Source organism: Lutibacter sp. TH_r2 (assembly GCF_033101135.1).
GTDB lineage: Bacteria > Bacteroidota > Bacteroidia > Flavobacteriales > Flavobacteriaceae > Lutibacter.
Genome location: NZ_JAWMPV010000001.1, coordinates 1,415,718 through 1,433,213, shown reverse-complemented (window position 1 = coordinate 1,433,213; position 17,496 = coordinate 1,415,718). Strand labels below are relative to the sequence as shown.

13 protein-coding genes are annotated in these 17,496 nt (G+C 27.9%); 8 read left to right on the top strand and 5 right to left on the bottom strand.

Translation table 11 applies throughout. From position 1 onward, the window contains the following. Nucleotide 1: 1 nt before the first annotated feature. The 5 genes from R3X25_RS06000 (at nucleotide 2) to R3X25_RS05980 (ending at nucleotide 5,753) form a co-directional block, all read left to right on the top strand. On the top strand, nucleotides 2-1,132 hold the full coding sequence (locus tag R3X25_RS06000; RefSeq protein WP_317672842.1) for an FIST signal transduction protein: 1,131 nt from the start codon (nucleotides 2-4) through the stop codon (nucleotides 1,130-1,132). Next, nucleotides 1,132-2,172 (top strand): sensor histidine kinase, encoded by a 1,041-nt coding sequence (locus tag R3X25_RS05995; RefSeq protein WP_317672840.1) that lies wholly within the window; start codon nucleotides 1,132-1,134, stop codon nucleotides 2,170-2,172. The genes R3X25_RS06000 and R3X25_RS05995 overlap by 1 nt, the downstream gene beginning before the upstream one ends. A 3-nt stretch (nucleotides 2,173-2,175) precedes the next feature. Next, on the top strand, nucleotides 2,176-2,496 hold the full coding sequence (locus R3X25_RS05990; RefSeq protein ID WP_317672838.1) for an Hpt domain-containing protein: 321 nt from the start codon (nucleotides 2,176-2,178) through the stop codon (nucleotides 2,494-2,496). A 10-nt stretch (nucleotides 2,497-2,506) separates the two neighbouring features. After that, nucleotides 2,507-3,208 carry a LytTR family DNA-binding domain-containing protein gene (locus R3X25_RS05985; protein ID WP_317672836.1) on the top strand — a complete coding sequence of 234 codons (702 nt, stop codon included), beginning with the start codon at nucleotides 2,507-2,509 and terminating at the stop codon, nucleotides 3,206-3,208. A gap of 112 nt (nucleotides 3,209-3,320) precedes the next feature. Continuing rightward, complete coding sequence (locus R3X25_RS05980; protein WP_317672834.1) at nucleotides 3,321-5,753, top strand: DUF4114 domain-containing protein; 2,433 nt, start codon at nucleotides 3,321-3,323, stop codon at nucleotides 5,751-5,753. Between the two features lie 93 nt (nucleotides 5,754-5,846). Here the strand turns inward: R3X25_RS05980 and R3X25_RS05975 are convergent, their stop codons facing one another. Both R3X25_RS05975 and R3X25_RS05970 read right to left on the bottom strand, forming a co-directional pair. Next, entirely contained in the window at nucleotides 5,847-6,323 is a 477-nt protein-coding gene (locus R3X25_RS05975; RefSeq protein ID WP_317672832.1) for a DNA starvation/stationary phase protection protein, read from the bottom strand. A 176-nt stretch (nucleotides 6,324-6,499) separates the two neighbouring features. Continuing rightward, the gene (locus tag R3X25_RS05970) at nucleotides 6,500-8,569 is read right to left on the bottom strand and encodes a tetratricopeptide repeat protein (protein ID WP_317672830.1); all 2,070 of its coding nucleotides are present in this window, start codon (nucleotides 8,567-8,569) and stop codon (nucleotides 6,500-6,502) included. A gap of 151 nt (nucleotides 8,570-8,720) precedes the next feature. On the opposite strand from R3X25_RS05970, the gene R3X25_RS05965 reads away from it, so the two are divergent. The 3 genes from R3X25_RS05965 (at nucleotide 8,721) to R3X25_RS05955 (ending at nucleotide 11,575) form a co-directional block, all read left to right on the top strand. Beyond that, nucleotides 8,721-9,005: an STAS domain-containing protein gene (locus R3X25_RS05965; protein ID WP_317672828.1), complete on the top strand. Its 285-nt coding sequence runs from the start codon at nucleotides 8,721-8,723 to the stop codon at nucleotides 9,003-9,005. 12 nt (nucleotides 9,006-9,017) lie between these two features. Then, a complete protein-coding gene (locus R3X25_RS05960; RefSeq protein WP_317672826.1) occupies nucleotides 9,018-10,283 on the top strand; it encodes a sugar isomerase in 1,266 nt (421 codons plus the stop codon). Nucleotides 10,284-10,369: 86 nt separating this feature from the next. Further along, nucleotides 10,370-11,575 carry a glycosyltransferase gene (locus R3X25_RS05955; RefSeq protein WP_317672824.1) on the top strand — a complete coding sequence of 402 codons (1,206 nt, stop codon included), beginning with the start codon at nucleotides 10,370-10,372 and terminating at the stop codon, nucleotides 11,573-11,575. Here R3X25_RS05955 and R3X25_RS05950 read toward each other — a convergent pair. Genes R3X25_RS05950 through R3X25_RS05940 form a run of 3 tightly spaced genes read right to left on the bottom strand, consistent with a single transcriptional unit; the run spans nucleotide 11,558 to nucleotide 17,422 of the window. After that, entirely contained in the window at nucleotides 11,558-13,111 is a 1,554-nt protein-coding gene (locus tag R3X25_RS05950) for a glycoside hydrolase family 2 TIM barrel-domain containing protein (protein ID WP_317672822.1), read from the bottom strand. The genes R3X25_RS05955 and R3X25_RS05950 overlap by 18 nt on opposite strands. Beyond that, the gene (locus R3X25_RS05945) at nucleotides 13,092-14,330 is read right to left on the bottom strand and encodes a hypothetical protein (protein ID WP_317672820.1); all 1,239 of its coding nucleotides are present in this window, start codon (nucleotides 14,328-14,330) and stop codon (nucleotides 13,092-13,094) included. Before R3X25_RS05945 ends, R3X25_RS05950 begins: the two co-directional genes overlap by 20 nt. After that, the gene (locus R3X25_RS05940) at nucleotides 14,330-17,422 is read right to left on the bottom strand and encodes a hypothetical protein (RefSeq protein ID WP_317672818.1); all 3,093 of its coding nucleotides are present in this window, start codon (nucleotides 17,420-17,422) and stop codon (nucleotides 14,330-14,332) included. The genes R3X25_RS05945 and R3X25_RS05940 overlap by 1 nt, the downstream gene beginning before the upstream one ends. Nucleotides 17,423-17,496: the final 74 nt, after the last annotated feature.

Sequence of the window (17,496 nt, the reverse complement as noted above, 5' to 3'; positions counted from 1 at the left end):
AATGAAAATAATACAAGCAAAAAAAACAAAAAATGCTAACTGGGAATTTTTAAATGAAAACACACCATTAAATAATCCTTTAGTTTTTGTTTTTGGAGATCGATTAAGTCTAGAAAATCTTGAAATAATTGAAGATATTAAAAATCAATTTCCATACGAACATTTGGTTTTTGGTTCAACAGCTGGAGAAATTATGGATGAAAAAGATTTTGATGAATCTATTGTAGTAACAGCAATGGAATTTGAAAAAAGTTCATTTAAAATAAAAAAAGCTAACATTTTAGACTTTGATAAGGATGCTGAAAAATTAGGCAAACATCTAATAGAACAACTTCCTCAAAAAAATTTAAAACACATTTTTGTATTATCAGAAGGTAGTTTTGTAAATGGTAGTGCGCTTATTAAAGGTTTAGAAAGTACTGCAACCAAAGCAATAATTACAGGAGGCTTGTGTGGAGATGGAGCTTTATTTGAAAAAACAGTAGCATCGTATAAAACAGCACCAAAACCAGGAGAAGTTATTGTAATAGGCTTTTATGGAGATACATTAGAAATATCTTTTGCAAGTGTTGGCGGTTGGAAACCTTTTGGCCCAGAAAGAATTATTACTAAAAGTACAGGAAATATACTTTATGAAATTGACAATCAACCAGCTTTAGACCTGTACAGTAAATATTTAGGAGACAAAGCTTCAGAACTTCCTCAAGCATCGTTATTTTACCCTTTAAAAGTTAAAGAAAAAAATCAAAAAAATTCAGTAGTACGTACAATTCTTTCCATAAACACTGAAGATAATTCTATGGTTTTAGCTGGTAATGTTCCCGAAAATGCTAAAGTACAGTTAATGATGTCTTCAGTAGATGAGTTAGCAGGTGGAGCTTACGAAGCAGCAAAGCTAGCTATGAAAAATAGAAAAAAACTACCTGAAATAGGCGTTCTGGTTAGCTGTATTGGAAGAAAACTAGCTATGGATCAAAGGGTTGAAGAAGAAATTGAAGACATTAAAATATTACTTGATACTAAAACCAAATTAGTAGGGTTTTATTCGTACGGAGAAATTGCTCCTTTTCATGGTGAAAAAAATGCCATACTTCACAATCAAACCATGACTTTAACTTTAATAAGCGAATAATGAATCCTTTGCTACAAAGACAATTAAAAAAACATTTACCCGATCATTTAAAAAACGACAAATCTATTTCTACTTTTTTAGATGCTATTGATAAATCGTACAGTAATTTTGAAAGTCAACTAGCAATGTCGCAAAGAGCTATGATGATTAGTTCAGACGAACTTTCTGAAGCTAATTTAAAACTAAAGGAAGAAACTGTTAACCTAAAAAAAATTATTAATAGCTTAAATTATGTTGTAAAAGTTTTAAATCTTGAATCAAGTGAAAATATAAAAGACATAAACGAGTCTGTAAATTTGGTTAAATTTATTGAAAAACAATCTGAAGATATTTTAACAGCCAATAAAGCAAGAGAAGAGTTATTAGTTAATTTAGAAGAAAAAAATCAGGAATTAAATAATTATGCACACATAGTTTCACACGATTTAAAAACACCTTTACGCAGTATTTACACATTAATTAATTGGGTTGTTGAAGATGAAAAAAATAATTTAAACAAAAAAAGTCAAACGCATTTCGACCTAATTCTTGAAAACCTAGAAAAAATGGAAGCCTTAATTAATGGTATTCTAACCTATTCTACAATAGACAAATCTCAAATGACTGCTTATAAAATAGATACTTTTGAGGTTGTAAATGATATTATTAGAATGATGCTTATTCCAGATAATGTTGAAGTTAAAATAGATAAAAATTTACCTGAAATTACTGGCGATTCAGCAAGAATTCAACAAGTTTTTCAAAACCTAATTCAAAATGCAATTAATAGTCTAGACAAGGATACTGGAAAAATAGAAGTTGGTGTAAATTGCGCAAATAGTAAATGGGAATTTTATGTAAAAGACAACGGTAAAGGAATTTCAAAAAAATACTTCGAAAAAATATTTGACATATTTGAAAGTATAGACCAACGCAAAATAAACTCTGGAATTGGACTTTCTATTGTAAAAAAAGTAATTCACTTTTATGGAGGAAAAATATGGTTGGAAAGTGAAATTTCAAAAGGAACCACGTTTTATTTCACCTTACCAAAAAATTAAATTATGACTGAAAAACCAAATTTAAACTACATTCAAGAAATATCTGGAGGAGATAAAGAATTCGAAAACAAACTGTTACAGATTGTAAAAAATGAATTACCAAATGAAATTGAAACGTATACCAATTTCTTAAAACAAGAAAAATTTATATTGGCAGCTGAAATTGTTCATAAAATTAAACATAAAATTAGTATTTTAGGCCTCACAAAAAGTTATCAAGTTGCTATTGATTACGAAGAAGATTTGAAAAAAAACAGTATAAAACTCAAAAATGAATTTGAAATTATACTAACTTCAATGATTCATTTTATAAACAAGGTTTAAAAACTAAACTATGAAAAGTATTATTATTGATGATGAAGAAATGGCAAGAGCCATTATTAAACAATTAAGTTCTAACAACAACAACGTTAACTTAATAGACAGTTTTTCAAATGCCATTGAAGCTATCAAATATTTAAATCAAAACGAAGTAGATTTAATTTTTTTAGACATCCATATGCCTACTTTTACCGGTTTTGATTTAATTCAAACTTTAAAAAACCCACCAAAAGTAATACTAACAACTTCAGATAAAAACTTTGCAATAGAAGCTTTTGAATATGAGTGCATTGTAGATTATTTAGTAAAGCCTATCAATCAAAATAGATTTGATAAAGCTGTTAACAAAGCAATTTCGTTTACTCAAATAACTTCAGAAGACACTAAAAAAGAAGAAGAAACTGTTAATGAATTGTATGTAAATATTGATAGACGATTAATTAAAATCAACTTTGAAACTATTAAATTGGTTGAAGCAAAAGGAGATTATATTCAAATTAAAACAGAAAATAAAAACTATACTGTACATTCTACACTTAAAAAAATTGAAGATAAATTACCAGACGATTTATTTTTAAAAGTGCATAGATCTTTTATAATCAATACCAAAAAAATTATTGATATTGAAGATAATAGTGTACTAATAGGTAAAGATGTTATTCCGGTTAGCAGATCTAATAAACCTGAATTAATGAAAAGATTAAATTTATTGTAAATACCACTCATCGATACTAACAAGCAGTTAAACTTTTACGTTTTTAAGGTAAACGAAAATATATAATTTCATCAAAACCTAAACTTACATTTGTTTCATAAATAACTATTTTATGAAGCAATTATTACTTTTAACAGTACTTTTTACAAGTACAATTTACGCACAAAACTATCAATTTTTAGGTTCGTACACGTCTAATGGAACACCTCAATATTTAGAGGAAAGTGACAATGTAAGTACTGAAACTTTAGAATTAATAAGCAACTCTTTACCAGAAAGTTATCCTGTTCCAGAATACAATCCGCATTATATTACATCTGGATACGAAACCGATATTCATATAGAAGATAACGCAGATGTTTGGGTTACTTTTGTATCTGAAGGTGCTGGTTACAGAAACGTATTAGGTTTTTACACTTATGATATTGACAACCCAATAACATCAGCTCCTGAACCTGAAGATATTACCATTATTTTTCCAAACGTTTCAGCTTTAGGAAGCGGCGGAGGTTTAGAAACAGGAAACAAAGTTAATATTGGTAGATTTTCACCTGGAACAGGAATTGGCTGGGTTTTACTTGCAAATGCATGGAACGGAAGTAATGTTACATCGGGTTTATGGCAGTTATACTCTAACCCTACTTTTAATCCAGAATCTAATTCAGAATTACAATATCATAATGTTTTACTAAACGATCCGGAAAACGAAAGAATAATATTAGGATTTGAAGATATTAGAAGAGATTATAACTCATGTGATAATGATTTTAACGATGCTATTTTTTATGTTACAGCAAACCCATACTCTGCAATAAAAACAATAAATTATGCCGATGTAAATTCAGCAACAGATGTTACTTCAGCTAATAAAGGAGGTTTAGAAAGTAATGGAAATCTAGCTTCATTAATAGCTAAAAGAAATTTTAATAGAATTAAGGCTAATAGTTTTAAGCACGAAAAAAAATTACAAGCAAAATTTAAATCAACTACTAAAACATTCTCATCAAAAACTAATAGTGAAATTAATTTAAGTGCTCTTTTTCCAGAAACAGGAATGTTTGGAACTGAAACTTCATTCACTTCAAGTCCAACAGATTTAATTGGAATTACAAACGCTAAACAAGTTTTTTCGGTAGATTATTATGAAGGTGAAGAACGTGTTTCTGCAGCATTAGCTACCTATTCTGAAAATGGTATTTACGATCATTCAAAAGTGATTTGCGATAGATTAAATAGCTCTTCATTAGAAGATATAAGAACTATTTATTTAAATGGTCATGAGATAATAATGATTAAAATTGAACGCGAAAACAAATTGATTGAATACGCCTTAAACTTTTCATTAGAAGTTACAGAGAGTCAATATAATTTACATAGCTATTGGAACATTGCCGAGTATCCAAACGCAAATTATTTAAACTTTCAAATTTGGGGAGGTTCAATGGGACAAGTAAGTGCTATTGCAAATTCAGTTTTAGCTAAAGTTCAAGAAGAAAAACCTTTAAGTAGTGAAAATAAACTAGATAGAATTCCTACAGTTTTTGTAAAAAAAGGAACCTATAAAAACGGAGAATTACATTTAACTGTAAAAAACAAATCTGAAGCATCTTCACTTTATTTTGAAGGAAATGTAAGAGCAACAGAAAATGTAGAAACAGAATTTGTTGCATTAGACGGTTATTTATCTAAAGATTTTGAAGAAGATATTACCATTAGTATTGGAAGTATGTTTGATATTGGATTTTCAGTAAAAGCTAATAATTCACCTCAACAAGATGCTTTGTATTTAGCAGATGGACCTTGGGGAATTGATTATGTAGAAAGCGAAACAAAAATTACAAATTTTGACATATCTAATAGCAATTCAGAATATTTAGATAAAAATTATTCAGTAGAAAGAAATGTTAGTGTTGAAGGTGAAGTTTATGGAACTGCTAATTTATTTAGAAATATTTTACCTGGAGAATTAGTTTTTAACACATCAAACTATGAAAACATTGAATTAAAAATTCAAAATAATTTACCTATTGAAGTTATTTTAGTTACTGAAAATTTAGAAAATTGGGAGAATAGATTACGTTACAATTTACCAGTAAATAATAGTGAAATTTCTACAAGTATAAGTTTAGCTGATTTTAAAGATCAAAATGGAAATTCAGCAGATTACACAAAAATTAGAGGTTTAGTATTTTCTATACAAGGTGATTATTCGAGTTTTCAACCTTTTTTAATAAAAATATCTGATTTGATTTTTTCAAATTCCAAAACCCTATCATTAAACGAAATTGAAATAACAAAAGAGAATAACATTTACAACTACCCAAATCCGTTTAAAAGTTCAACAACTTTGGTTTTACCAGAAAATTCTGAAAACACAACTGTAATAATAAGTGATTTGTTAGGTAGAATTGTATATAACAACGCATTAAAAACAACCTTTAGCAATAAAATAACGCTTAACCTAGGTTATTTACAACCAGGAGTTTACAAGCTTATTGCTTTAACTAATGCTACAAAAATGCAAACAAGTATTGTGGTGGAATAAATAGTAATTTCCCTTTAAATTTTATACACCACATAAGCCGAAGTTTTCACTTCGGCTTTTTTGATTTCTATTTAAAATTGTTTTACTTAAAGTTTAGCTTAAATAAGAAGTTAACATCCAAATTAATTTCTCTTGTCCTGAAATTAAATCACTTATTAATGAAGCTGTTCCTTCATCACTATTATCAGAAGCAACTTCTAGAATAGCACGTTCTTGATTTAAAAGTTCAATTAAATTACCTAATACAGAACTTACTGCTGCATCTCCATCAGATACATTTTCAGTAATTTTAATAGTTTTAATTTTTAAATATCCTTCAAAGGTATGTACAGGGTTTAATCCTAAAGATAAAATACGTTCAGCAATTTCATCTACAATTTCATTTGTTTCTGTATAAAGCTCCTCAAATTTTTCGTGTAACATAAAAAATTTACGTCCTTTAACATTCCAATGTAAACCTCTTAAGTTCATGTAATAAATTTGGAAATCGGCTAAAAGTATGTTTAATTTTTCAGCAACATCAATTTTATAATCTTGGTTTAACCCTATTTGTTTTTCTAAAGTTGGCATAATTATTATTTTTAAAATTATCCAGTAAAATTACTTCTTAAAATTAGGGTAAATAGCAACTTAAGTTACGTTTTTAATAGGTGTTTTCAACTGTGAAAAATTGTTATATATAACCACAAAAAAAGACCTACAAAGTATACTTTATAGGTCTTTTTTTATATAGTAAATAAGTTGGTTTATTTTTTTAATTTAAATATTGGTTTTCTAGTTAAATACCATTTTAATCTAAACCCTATCTCTGTAAAGGTAAAACCTGATGCTGTTGCAGATGCAATATTACTTCGCGTTCCATATACATTTGCTAGCAATCTATCCGAAAACTTATATCCTAGTTTAGCTTGAATTCTATAAGTTGATTGCTTTGGTTGATCTTCTATATATTGAAATCCAGTTGCAGCATTTAAACCATAGTAAACACCTTTTGGTTCAGTAATTTTTTCGTCTTTTAATAAATCTATAAAAATTTCAACTGCTTTAAATTTTTCAGGACTAAAATATACTGTTGGCACTTGGTTTTTAAACGTTATATATTGAAAATTAACTCCACCTTTAAATGCAGGCTTTGAAGTAAAGTTATAATACAACGAAGTAAACAATAAGTTTCTAACATTTTCATCAGATTGTGAAGTATAAAAATACTGTGTAAACCAACCTAATTTAAAATTAGTGCTGATGTTATAATTCAAAAATAAATTGTCACCCGAAATTTCTTCATCAACTAAATCTGCATTAAAATTTTGAATATCTCGCTTATATCCAATTTCTAAATCTTGTAATTTAAAAGGTTGAATTTTAAAATATGCTTCGGCTAAAAATTGCTTATAGTCATTACTATATGAATCTGCCGATGAAATTCCTGCTTTTGCATTAAATGTAATTTTTGAATGTAATTTATAAGCTAACCCTAAAGAAAAGTTGTTTGAAGTTGCACTGTTATTGGTTACAGTGTTTTCTGTTTTTCTGTATTGATAATTAGCTGTAAAGCTTAAATTAGTGTTTACAGGTAAAGAGACTAACGTATTGGTTGAGTATGCTTTGTTATCACCATTATCATACGTATAACTTACTTTTTCTTCAATATATGGTGTGTAATTTTCATTCAATTTTTTTAAAAATCCAGTTGCATCTTTTTGATTTTTAAATATTGAAAGTGTTTTAAAAACTCCACTATACGCTTTTTTAATTTCACCATTCGCAAAATATGCATTTGTACTTCCTAAATTCCCATCAAACGACAGTGAATCTTTTTTTAAGATTTGTTTATAGTCTGCAATGGTTTCTTTAAAATCGCTTCTATACATTCCCAACGTTGCTCTTAATGAAAGAATCCAGTTTTCCTCACCATATTCAGAAACTAAATTAGTTATTTTAGATTCGGCTTCTTTAAATTTTCTATTCCAAATTAATGCTTGTGTAAACCTTTCTAATGTTTGTTTAGTTAAAGTAGAATCATTCACTTTTTCAGATTTTGCTAACGCTGTTTTAGAAATTTCTAAAGCTTCTTTATCTTTTTCTGCAATATGTGAAACTAAACTTAATCCGTTTAACGCAAGTAAACTATCTTTTGGGTTGGTTGCAATTTGCTTATAGATAGTTGTAGCATTTTCGGTTTCTTTTGTTTGTAAATAAATATTTACCTTATTTAATAATGTTTCCTTGTCATTTGGAAAATCAACTAGATTTTCATTTAATAATAAAATACCTTCAGCATACTTTTGATCTTGCACATATTTATTTGCGTATCCTAATCTAATGTATTTTTTAGAAATCATAGCATTTGGATTTTTTGGAGACACTTCCAATGCCTTGTTTACATACGTTAAAGCATTTTTATATTCTTTTAAATTTGAAAAGGTATTTGCAAAACCTAATAATGCCGCAAAATTTGTTGGATTTTTTTCAACCAACGTAGTATAATATACTTTTGCTTTTTCAAATTGCTTTCCCCATAAAAGTGATTCGGCATAATTTAATTCTATTTCAAGATCATTAGGATATTCTTCTAATAATTTAGTGAAAATTTCAACTGCTTTAGGTGCGTTACCATTTAAACCTACTGCTCTACCGTAACAAAGATTTGCGGTTTTATTATTTGGGTACTCTTTTAAGGTATTGTTAAAAAAGATTTCAGCTTTATCGAACTTTCCAACTTCAAGCATTTGAAATCCTTCATTCATATTCTGACTTATTAAAACATTACTAAATATTAATAGTATTAAAAAGCTGATTTTTCTAAATAAATTCATTGTATCTAATTTGTTATTATTAACAATTGCAATTTAAGTATAAAGAGCCCATATTTCATCTACACAAAATTGCACTTCATCGAAAAACTATGCTGTTTGAACGCAATCTTAAAGATATTTGTGTCAGATTTAAACAACAAAACATAAAAAAATGGCATTTAGAATTACAAAACAATCAGACATTTACGAGATAAATGGTGTGTTAAATACTCAAAACACAGACTTCTTAAAAAATTACTTTGATTTACTAATTGAAAAATCGGCATTTATAAAAATGTCTTTAAATAAAATTAAAAATTTGGATAATAAAGGTGTTGAATTTATAGCTTCATTATATAAAAAAGCTACTGAAAAAAACAAAGTATTGTTTATAGTTGATTTAAAAGACCAACAACTAGTTCAATTATTTAAGCAAGAAAATATTTTTACATATTAATAAACTATAATTATGAAAGCTGCAATATTAAAAACTTCAATTTTAGGAAAAAAAATCAGTTCAGAACAATTGTTTATGCTTTCCGTTTTATTAGTAAACGGAGGAAATTACATTTACAATTTGTTATTAGGACGCATATTAGGTCCTGCTGAATTTTCTGATGCAGCTATTCTAATAACATTTTTGCTTGTTTTATCTTTTGTTGGAATGACGTTTCAAATTGTGACAGCTAAATATGCTGTGTTGTTTACTTCAGATAAATTGCAATTATTTTTAAAATTAATCACTAAATATTCAGTATTTATAGGAATTACTGTTGGGTTGTTAATAGCGTTTTTTCATAAAGAATTACAAACAGTTTTTCATACGCAAACTTCATCAATGTTTTGGATTTTTGCCATTGGATTGCCTTTGTACTTTATTATGAGTGTGAACCGAGGTTATTACCAAGGAAAAGATTTATTAGGAAAATTATCAATTACCTACCAATCTGAAATGATTAGTAGATTGGTAATTACACTAGGAGCTGTTTTATTACTTCCTTTTATTCCTTCATCAATTGCTATTTCAATTGGAATTGTTGCATCATTTATATTTGGATTATTCCCTTTTGAAAAAAGGATTTCAAAACCTTCAGTTATCAGCTTAAAAAAATTAGAAGAATCTAAACCTATTCTTATATTTTTTGGATTAACTGCTTTCTACGAGTTAACTCAAATACTAATAAATAATAGTGATATAATTTTAGTGAAGCACTATTTTGATAATGAACAAGCTGGTTTATATGCATCGTTAGCTTTAATTGGAAGAGTAGTTTATTTTGTAGCTTGGATGTTTGTTATGTTGTTATTACCTAAAGTAATTCAATTAAAAAAACAAGGTGAAAATACCTTACCAATTTTATTAAAGTATGTTGGTTATATATTAATACTTTCAACTTTTATTGTAACATTTACCTGGTTATTTCCAGAGTTTGTAGTACAAATAATGTTTGGTAAGCAATACCTATCCATTTCACCTTTATTATGGAAATATGCTTTAGCAACATCTATTTTTGCTGTAGCAAATATATTTGCATATTACTTTTTGTCTATAGATAAATATATACCTGTAATTGTATCTGCCATTTTAGGATCTACACAAATTGGGTTAATAATTATGTTTCACAATTCACTAGAGCAAGTTGTATATATGCAAATAATAGCAATGGTCATACTTTTGTTTTTTCAATTGTGTTATTTCTTTTACCACCATAAATTTACCATTCGTCGAAACTAATTTTCATATTATCGAAGAATTAAATCTAGCACCAACATTCGTCTTACTTTTGACAAAAACAACAAAGAACTTTAAAAAATATTACCATGAAAATAGCAATAGTAACAGCATTCCCACCAAGTAAAGTAACATTAACTGAATATGGTTACCACCTTGTAAAACATTTTGCGTTAAAAGATGAAGTAAGCGAAATTGTATTAATTACAGATCATACTGAAGAAGCAAAACAATTAGATTTCCCAACTAACAATTGCAAAATAACAGTAAAAGATTGTTGGAAATTTAATAGCTACAAAAACATTGTAAACATTTACAAAACAATTAATAAAGAAAAACCAGACGCTGTATTATTTAACCTACAATTTATGAAATTTGGTGATAAAAAAATCCCAGCAGCGTTAGGTTTACTTTTACCAATGATATTTAAATTGAAAAGAATTCCTTCAATTGTATTATTACATAACATTTTAGAGCAAGTAGATTTAGGAAGCGCAGGATTTACAAATAATAAATTAATGCAAAAAGCCTATAATTTTATTGGAACATCATTAACAAAATTAGTTTTACAAGCAGATTTAGTAGCGGTAACAATTAGTAAATACGTAGAAATTTTAAAAAGTAAATACAAACAAAACAATATAGCTTTAATTCCTCATGGAGCTTTTGAAACTCCACCAGAACCAAACTATGAATTAGAAAAAGGACCAAAAAAAGTAATGACCTTTGGAAAGTTTGGAACCTATAAAAAAGTGGAAATTTTAATTGAAGCTGTTGAAGAAATTAGAAACAGAACACAAGAAGATATTGAAATTGTAATTGCTGGAACCGATAGCCCAAATACCCCAGGTTATTTAGAAAGTGTAAAAGAAAAATACAAACACGTTCCAAACCTAACTTTTACAGGTTATGTTGAAGAAGAAGAGGTACCAGTAATTTTTAATGAAAGTGCTGTAGTAGTTTTCCCATACACCTCAACAACAGGAAGTTCAGGAGTATTACACCAAGCTGGTAGTTATGGAAAAGCAGTTGTTTTACCAGATTTAGGAGACTTAAGTATTTTAGTTAAAGAAGAAGGCTATAGAGGTGAATTTTTTAACCCAACAAATACAACTTCATTGGCTGATGCTATTCAAAATATTATAACAAATGATGCTTACAGAGTAGAATTAGGACAATTAAATTACAAAGCTGCTTGTTCTTTACCTATGGAAGATATTGTAGATATGTATTTAAACCATTTTAATAAAATAATTCAAAAAAACGCTAAACCATCATTAGTAACTAATATATAAAAACGAAGGTTTATTCTCTCCGTTTTTATCAATAAACCCAAAATATTTTTGTTTGCTTTTGCGCCATGGTAATCGCCCAACAACTGAAGTAGGAATAGATTTAAAATCGTACAGACCCCAAGACATAAATGCAAGTGATTCTTTTTTAAAGATCTCTTGCATTTTTTTATGATAATTAGCCTGATTTATTTCACTTCCTTTAAAAGCATTCCAAATTCCACTATATGATGACAATCCAAACTCTTGCAAAACCATTGGTTTGCCAATTGTATTACTTTTAAGAATTTTTAAATCCGCTTCAAAATTCTCAATATTTTTATAATAATGGTACGATACAAAATCAACTTTATCTACCAAATTAACGGCAGCTTCAGGAGAAGAATAACCAATAGTAATTAAATGATTTGGATCAAATTTTTTAACTTGTTTAATCATTTCTGAAAGCCAAGCAACAACCGTTTCTTTATTTCTACTTTCAAAATCTAAATCTGGTTCGTTTTTAATATCCCAGGCTAGTATTGCCTTATGATTTTTAAAACTAGTTACAATTTGCTCGGCGTGCCTGTGTGTTAAAGTCCAATTTATTAATGAATAATCTCCGTAAAAATCAAACAAAGTAACTACAACTTTTAAATCTATTTTTTCGGCAACATCTAATACTTTTTTTAACTTTTCTAATTTAGAAGCTTCTACTTTTTCTTTTCCAAAATATTCATATTGAATAAAAATTCGAATACTATTTAAATTGGCGTTTTTAATTAGATTGAAATCTTTTTCAATAGTATCTATATTAAAATTTTCACCAAACATATCCCAAGCCATTTCTTGCGGGTAATAATTAATACCTTTTATTATAAATGGCTTACCTTCAATAAAAATTTCATCATTTTTTACTTCAGCAAAAGGATTACTAATAATTGAATCTTTAGGCGCTTCATTTTTTATTTTAACCTTATGTCTTATTCTCCAAAACCCATCTTCTAATAACAACACAACTTTATAGGCGCTAGTATCAGTTTCACTTAAAACAAGTTGCTTATTTAAATACGTATTTTGATACTCAACTACATTATTATCGGTTAAAACAGCCAGCTTTCCATCTTCACTATAAAATTCTAATTTGGGATTATGGCTTACAGTTGTAACTTCTATATTTATCAGATTTTTCTTATTTAGTTTAATAGTCTCAAAAATATGTACGCGAGCACTATCTGTATAAAAATCTTCAATTCCGTAAGGATTATTTGTTGCGTAAGCAATGTTTTTTATGTACCAAGATTTTAAATAATTATCTTCAATACTTTTTAATTCTTGATTAGATATTTCTCTTCCAGGATTCTCTAAACTAGACCAATTTACACTTGGTAAATAAACATCTTCACTTTTTACTTCGGTATGAAGCATTGTGTTTCTGTCTGCTCCAGTTTTTAAATAGGCCAAAACCGAACTTGCTCCATACAATATAAAACCATTTAGAGCAACAAACGAGAGTATTAGAACACTTCTATAAATATTTTTATTCAACGATTTTTGCATAGTTTTTTTGTTCAATTTTTTTTGAAACACCTAATGCTTCAATTGTAAAATTATAAGTTGGTTTTTTATAGAATTCTGAATCTAAATAAAAAGTAACAAAACCTTTAAATGAAGTGTCAGACTTTAACTCAATAAATTCATTTTCACTATAAATATGAAGTTTCACCACAGCGCCATCGGGTATAATCTGATTCATATAACTTTTTAATGGTCCAACAACTATTTTTCTATTTCCTTCAGTAAATTCTATGTCAAAATCACTTATCACAGATTTATAATTTACCGTTAGATTATTACTTTGAGCCAATCCACTTATAAACGCTTTAACATTCCATGTGGTTGGATAATCTGGATGTAAAATTTTAGCTTTCGCAATTCCACCAATGGTACTTGCTCTAGTTTTTAAATAGCTGTTTTCTAAATTTTTAATATTGAATTCAACCAAGGTACCATCACTTATTATATTTCCAAATTCATCTTTTATAATTGAAGTTTCAAAAGTTGTTTGCTGGTTTCCATCTGCGTATGAATGATTTCTTTCAAAATTTATTTTAAAATCTGTAGCGTTAGAAGGGTAAATAACCGTAGAAAACTCTTTAGAATTTGAAGTATTACAACTTGATGAAACAAAAATTTCACCAGATTTTTCTTTTGCCATTATATTATGCCAAACAATAAAGTTTTCAATTTTTTCTTCGCTATACACAACATTATTTAAAAATTGTTCATGAATTTTAACTGAAGTATTTACAGGTAAAGGATTGTCTAATGCATCAGTTGGAACAACAACTAACATAGAAAAATCTCTGTTTCCAGCCTGAATACTAATTGGACCTAAATAACTCTCAACTACCGTTTTTGTGGATATATTTGGAATAATTTCAAAATTATTTTTCAATGCTATTTTAGTATTATTAATCAAAGTCCAATTTACAACGCCTATTTTTTTAGAAAATACTTTTGGTATAGTATACGTAAGTAACTTTTGTTTTTTAACCGCTTTTAAAATAGTGGATCCATACGAACTTTTAATAATTAATAATGGCTCAACGTCTGAAGTTGTTGAAAATTGAAGTTCAATTTTATTACCAGCAACAAACTTTTTGGTTGTAGTAATTAACTTAAACCCATCTGTTTCATTTTTTAAATTTATACTTAAAAACGAAGAAAGGGTTAGCATTCCTATCAATAAAAACAATATGTAACTACCTTTTTTCATTAATTAGGGTTTCCTATATAATTATTTAATTCAATTTTAAAATATTCAAAGTCTGTGCTATTATCTAAAGGCTGTACTTGCTCGTTTAAATGAGTATTATTTCTAGTTGGCACTACTTTTTGCGCAATTGATTTATTTGGCAAACCGTTTACAAAACAATTTTCTAAACTACTATTTATAACCTCTAAACTATCATTCAATTGTATTGGATAATTAAATGTTTGTTTACGTTGTATTCTCACTCCTTCTCTTAAAAACTGATGTTCAACCCAAACAATTTCTTTAGTGCTATTGTAATAACTAACTAATAATTGAGGAATTGTAACTTCTTGAATTCCGTAATTAAACAACGTACCATTAATGGTATTTTTATCTATATCTAAATTTGTAATTGCAACTTTTTTATACAAATCTGTAGTAGCTACATTTCCTGCACACTGCAAATTAAATTTAGTTGGCTGCTCCTCCAAAGATATAGGTGTAAATTCATGCGGATTGAATGTTTCTGGAACTTTTTCATTTGGATTTAACCAAGCAATACCTTCAAAATCTACTCTAAATGAAGTAGTTTCTTTTGGAAGTAATTTGTGCTTTATTACATATTTGGCGTTGAATGTTGCTAACTTTTTATTTTCTTCTGAATATAAGGTTCCTTTTAAAACAACATCCGCAGGAACATTATCTATATTTTGAAGCTCTCCAACTATAGAATATTGATTTTTATATTTTACTAATGAAGCTGATAAAATTTCTAAAACTGGTTGTTTTAAAACATCCTCATGGTGTGTTTGCTGTGTAGTAATTCTTCTTCTACCGTGGTTATAATATTCAGGTATATTATCAGAAAACAACTGATCTGGAGGAATATCTAAATCATATGTATTTGGTGTAATAAACCATTTACCTTTCTTTTTAACTAGCTCGTGGTTATACGTTTTATCAATAACCTCAAGTGGTGTAACCCATTCTGTTTTTGCAATTATTTTAGCACTATTTTTAGTTTTATTAATAACTTCAACATTAATAGAATTTAATTTTGCATACGAGCTTAATATTCCATCAGTTACCGAAACCTCCAGCATATATTGAGCAATACTTAATTCTTTATCAGGATTTAAATAAGAATGAGCTCGTTCAAACTCTTTAAAATCTAATGCATCATAATAAGATTCAACCACGTTAGTTGGGCTTAATTGAGCCGTAGTTTTTATATAAAACAAATAAACTCCATAAAAGAAAACTCCTGTTAAAATTACAGCCCAAACATGATTTAATACAATAAGTTTACTAGAAAAATTAGTATAATTATTTTTAAATTTCAAAAATGGGGGTGATTCTTTAATATTAATTTTTAAAGTTTGATACCACACCATTTGAATGTTTAAAATAAATGCAATTAAAACAGTAAGCAATGGTATTATTCCCCACATTAATTTTAAAAATGTAGGTACTTCATCTTTAGGTAATATTTTTGAAAGTGGCGGAACATTTAATTTTTCCCAAACCATAATTCCATTTTCTAATTGCCGCAACCTTTGCCAACCACAGAAATACAAAATAGGATCGTAAAATTTATCGTTTGAAAAAACATACTTTAAATTATACTTTTCTGGAACAGTTAAAAACTGTTGTAAACTCCCAATCCCTTCAATTCCTCTAAATTTTGAATTTTCTAATCGTTCAACAGCTCTAGTTGTTAATTCGGGTAATCTTCTAGCGGAATGGTAATTCCCATCAACAGTCATAGCATTTGTTTGAGCTGAAAGCCAAGCTATCTGATCTCCAAAACCTAATGGTAAAAATCGCCATTTATCGTGATCGTCCTGGTTTAAAAAATTAAGAATAGGTAGCATTTTTATTTTTGCTGGCTGTGAAGGTCTAAAGTAACCTAACGTAATGGTAAAAACCGTAAAAAACAGGAATAAACCAATAAACGAAGCACCTAATATCCTATGGTAAACAGCACCTAATTTTTGTTGTAATTTTTCTTTTAAATCTCCTTCAACAAATCTATAAGCAAACTCTCCAAACATTGGAATAGCCATAATAGAAGCCCATAATGTAAATCTATCTAATGTTAAAATATTAAAGGCTGTTTCACCTAATAACTTTAATGGAATTGGTGTTGTTCCACCTGTTCCTAAAATGGATAGCATTGTAAACGATAAGCCAAAAAACAAATAACGTTTAGAATAAAATCTATAATAAATGTATGGTAAAATAAACAACAATACTCCCCAAGGAATTAAAAAGAAAACTAACCCAGACGATGTAACTTCTAAAAAATTATCTCTACTTCCATGTGGAATTGGTACTTGAGTAATTGGATTTGCTTTAGAATTTATCCAATAAGGTAAAATACAAAAAATAATTACCATTAGCGAGAGCCCTCCAAAACCAACAATTCTTTTAAATAACTTAAAAAACGATTTTAAAAACACCATAAAAGTAACTTCCTTCATAGAATTTACTTGCTCTCTTGAATGGTCCATAATTACCATTCCTATTAATGGAAAAATAAAAAATATCATTCCAAAAATTGGTGTTACATGGTGAGAAGTAACCGTTACTGCTATTAAAGATATAGAAGTTATTAAGTAACGATACTTTCCTGTTTTAATCCATAAATAAATTTCAGGTAACGAATGCATTAATACCGAAATACCAATAATACTAGGTAACTGACCAAAAATATGCAGCGTTTCTACAAACGAAGATGATAATGTAGCTAAAATTGCCGCATAACCTGCAGCTTTTCTATTTGCAGTAATTAATAATGAAAAACGATACGAGCCAGTTATAAACAATACAATAGCAATAATTGCTACTGTAAACATTCCAAACTTTAAACCGCCAATTAACGATAGTAAACCTATAGATTGATGAACTAAAGGTGGATACCCCATAACTGTAAAACCTGTATACCACTTATAATTCCAAGGTTCAAACCAACTACTAGAATAATGTTCAGCAAAAAATAGATGTATTAAAGCATCATACGTACTTTCTAAAGTAAAAAATATAGATGTACCATGGAATATAATTCCAATAAGTAATGCTACAATTAAATATTTGTTTGTCTTTTCCTGCATTCAGCTACTCTTTCATAAGTATTTGTAAATATAAAAAAATAGAATGGTTGTTTAATTTTATTTATCGTTATAAA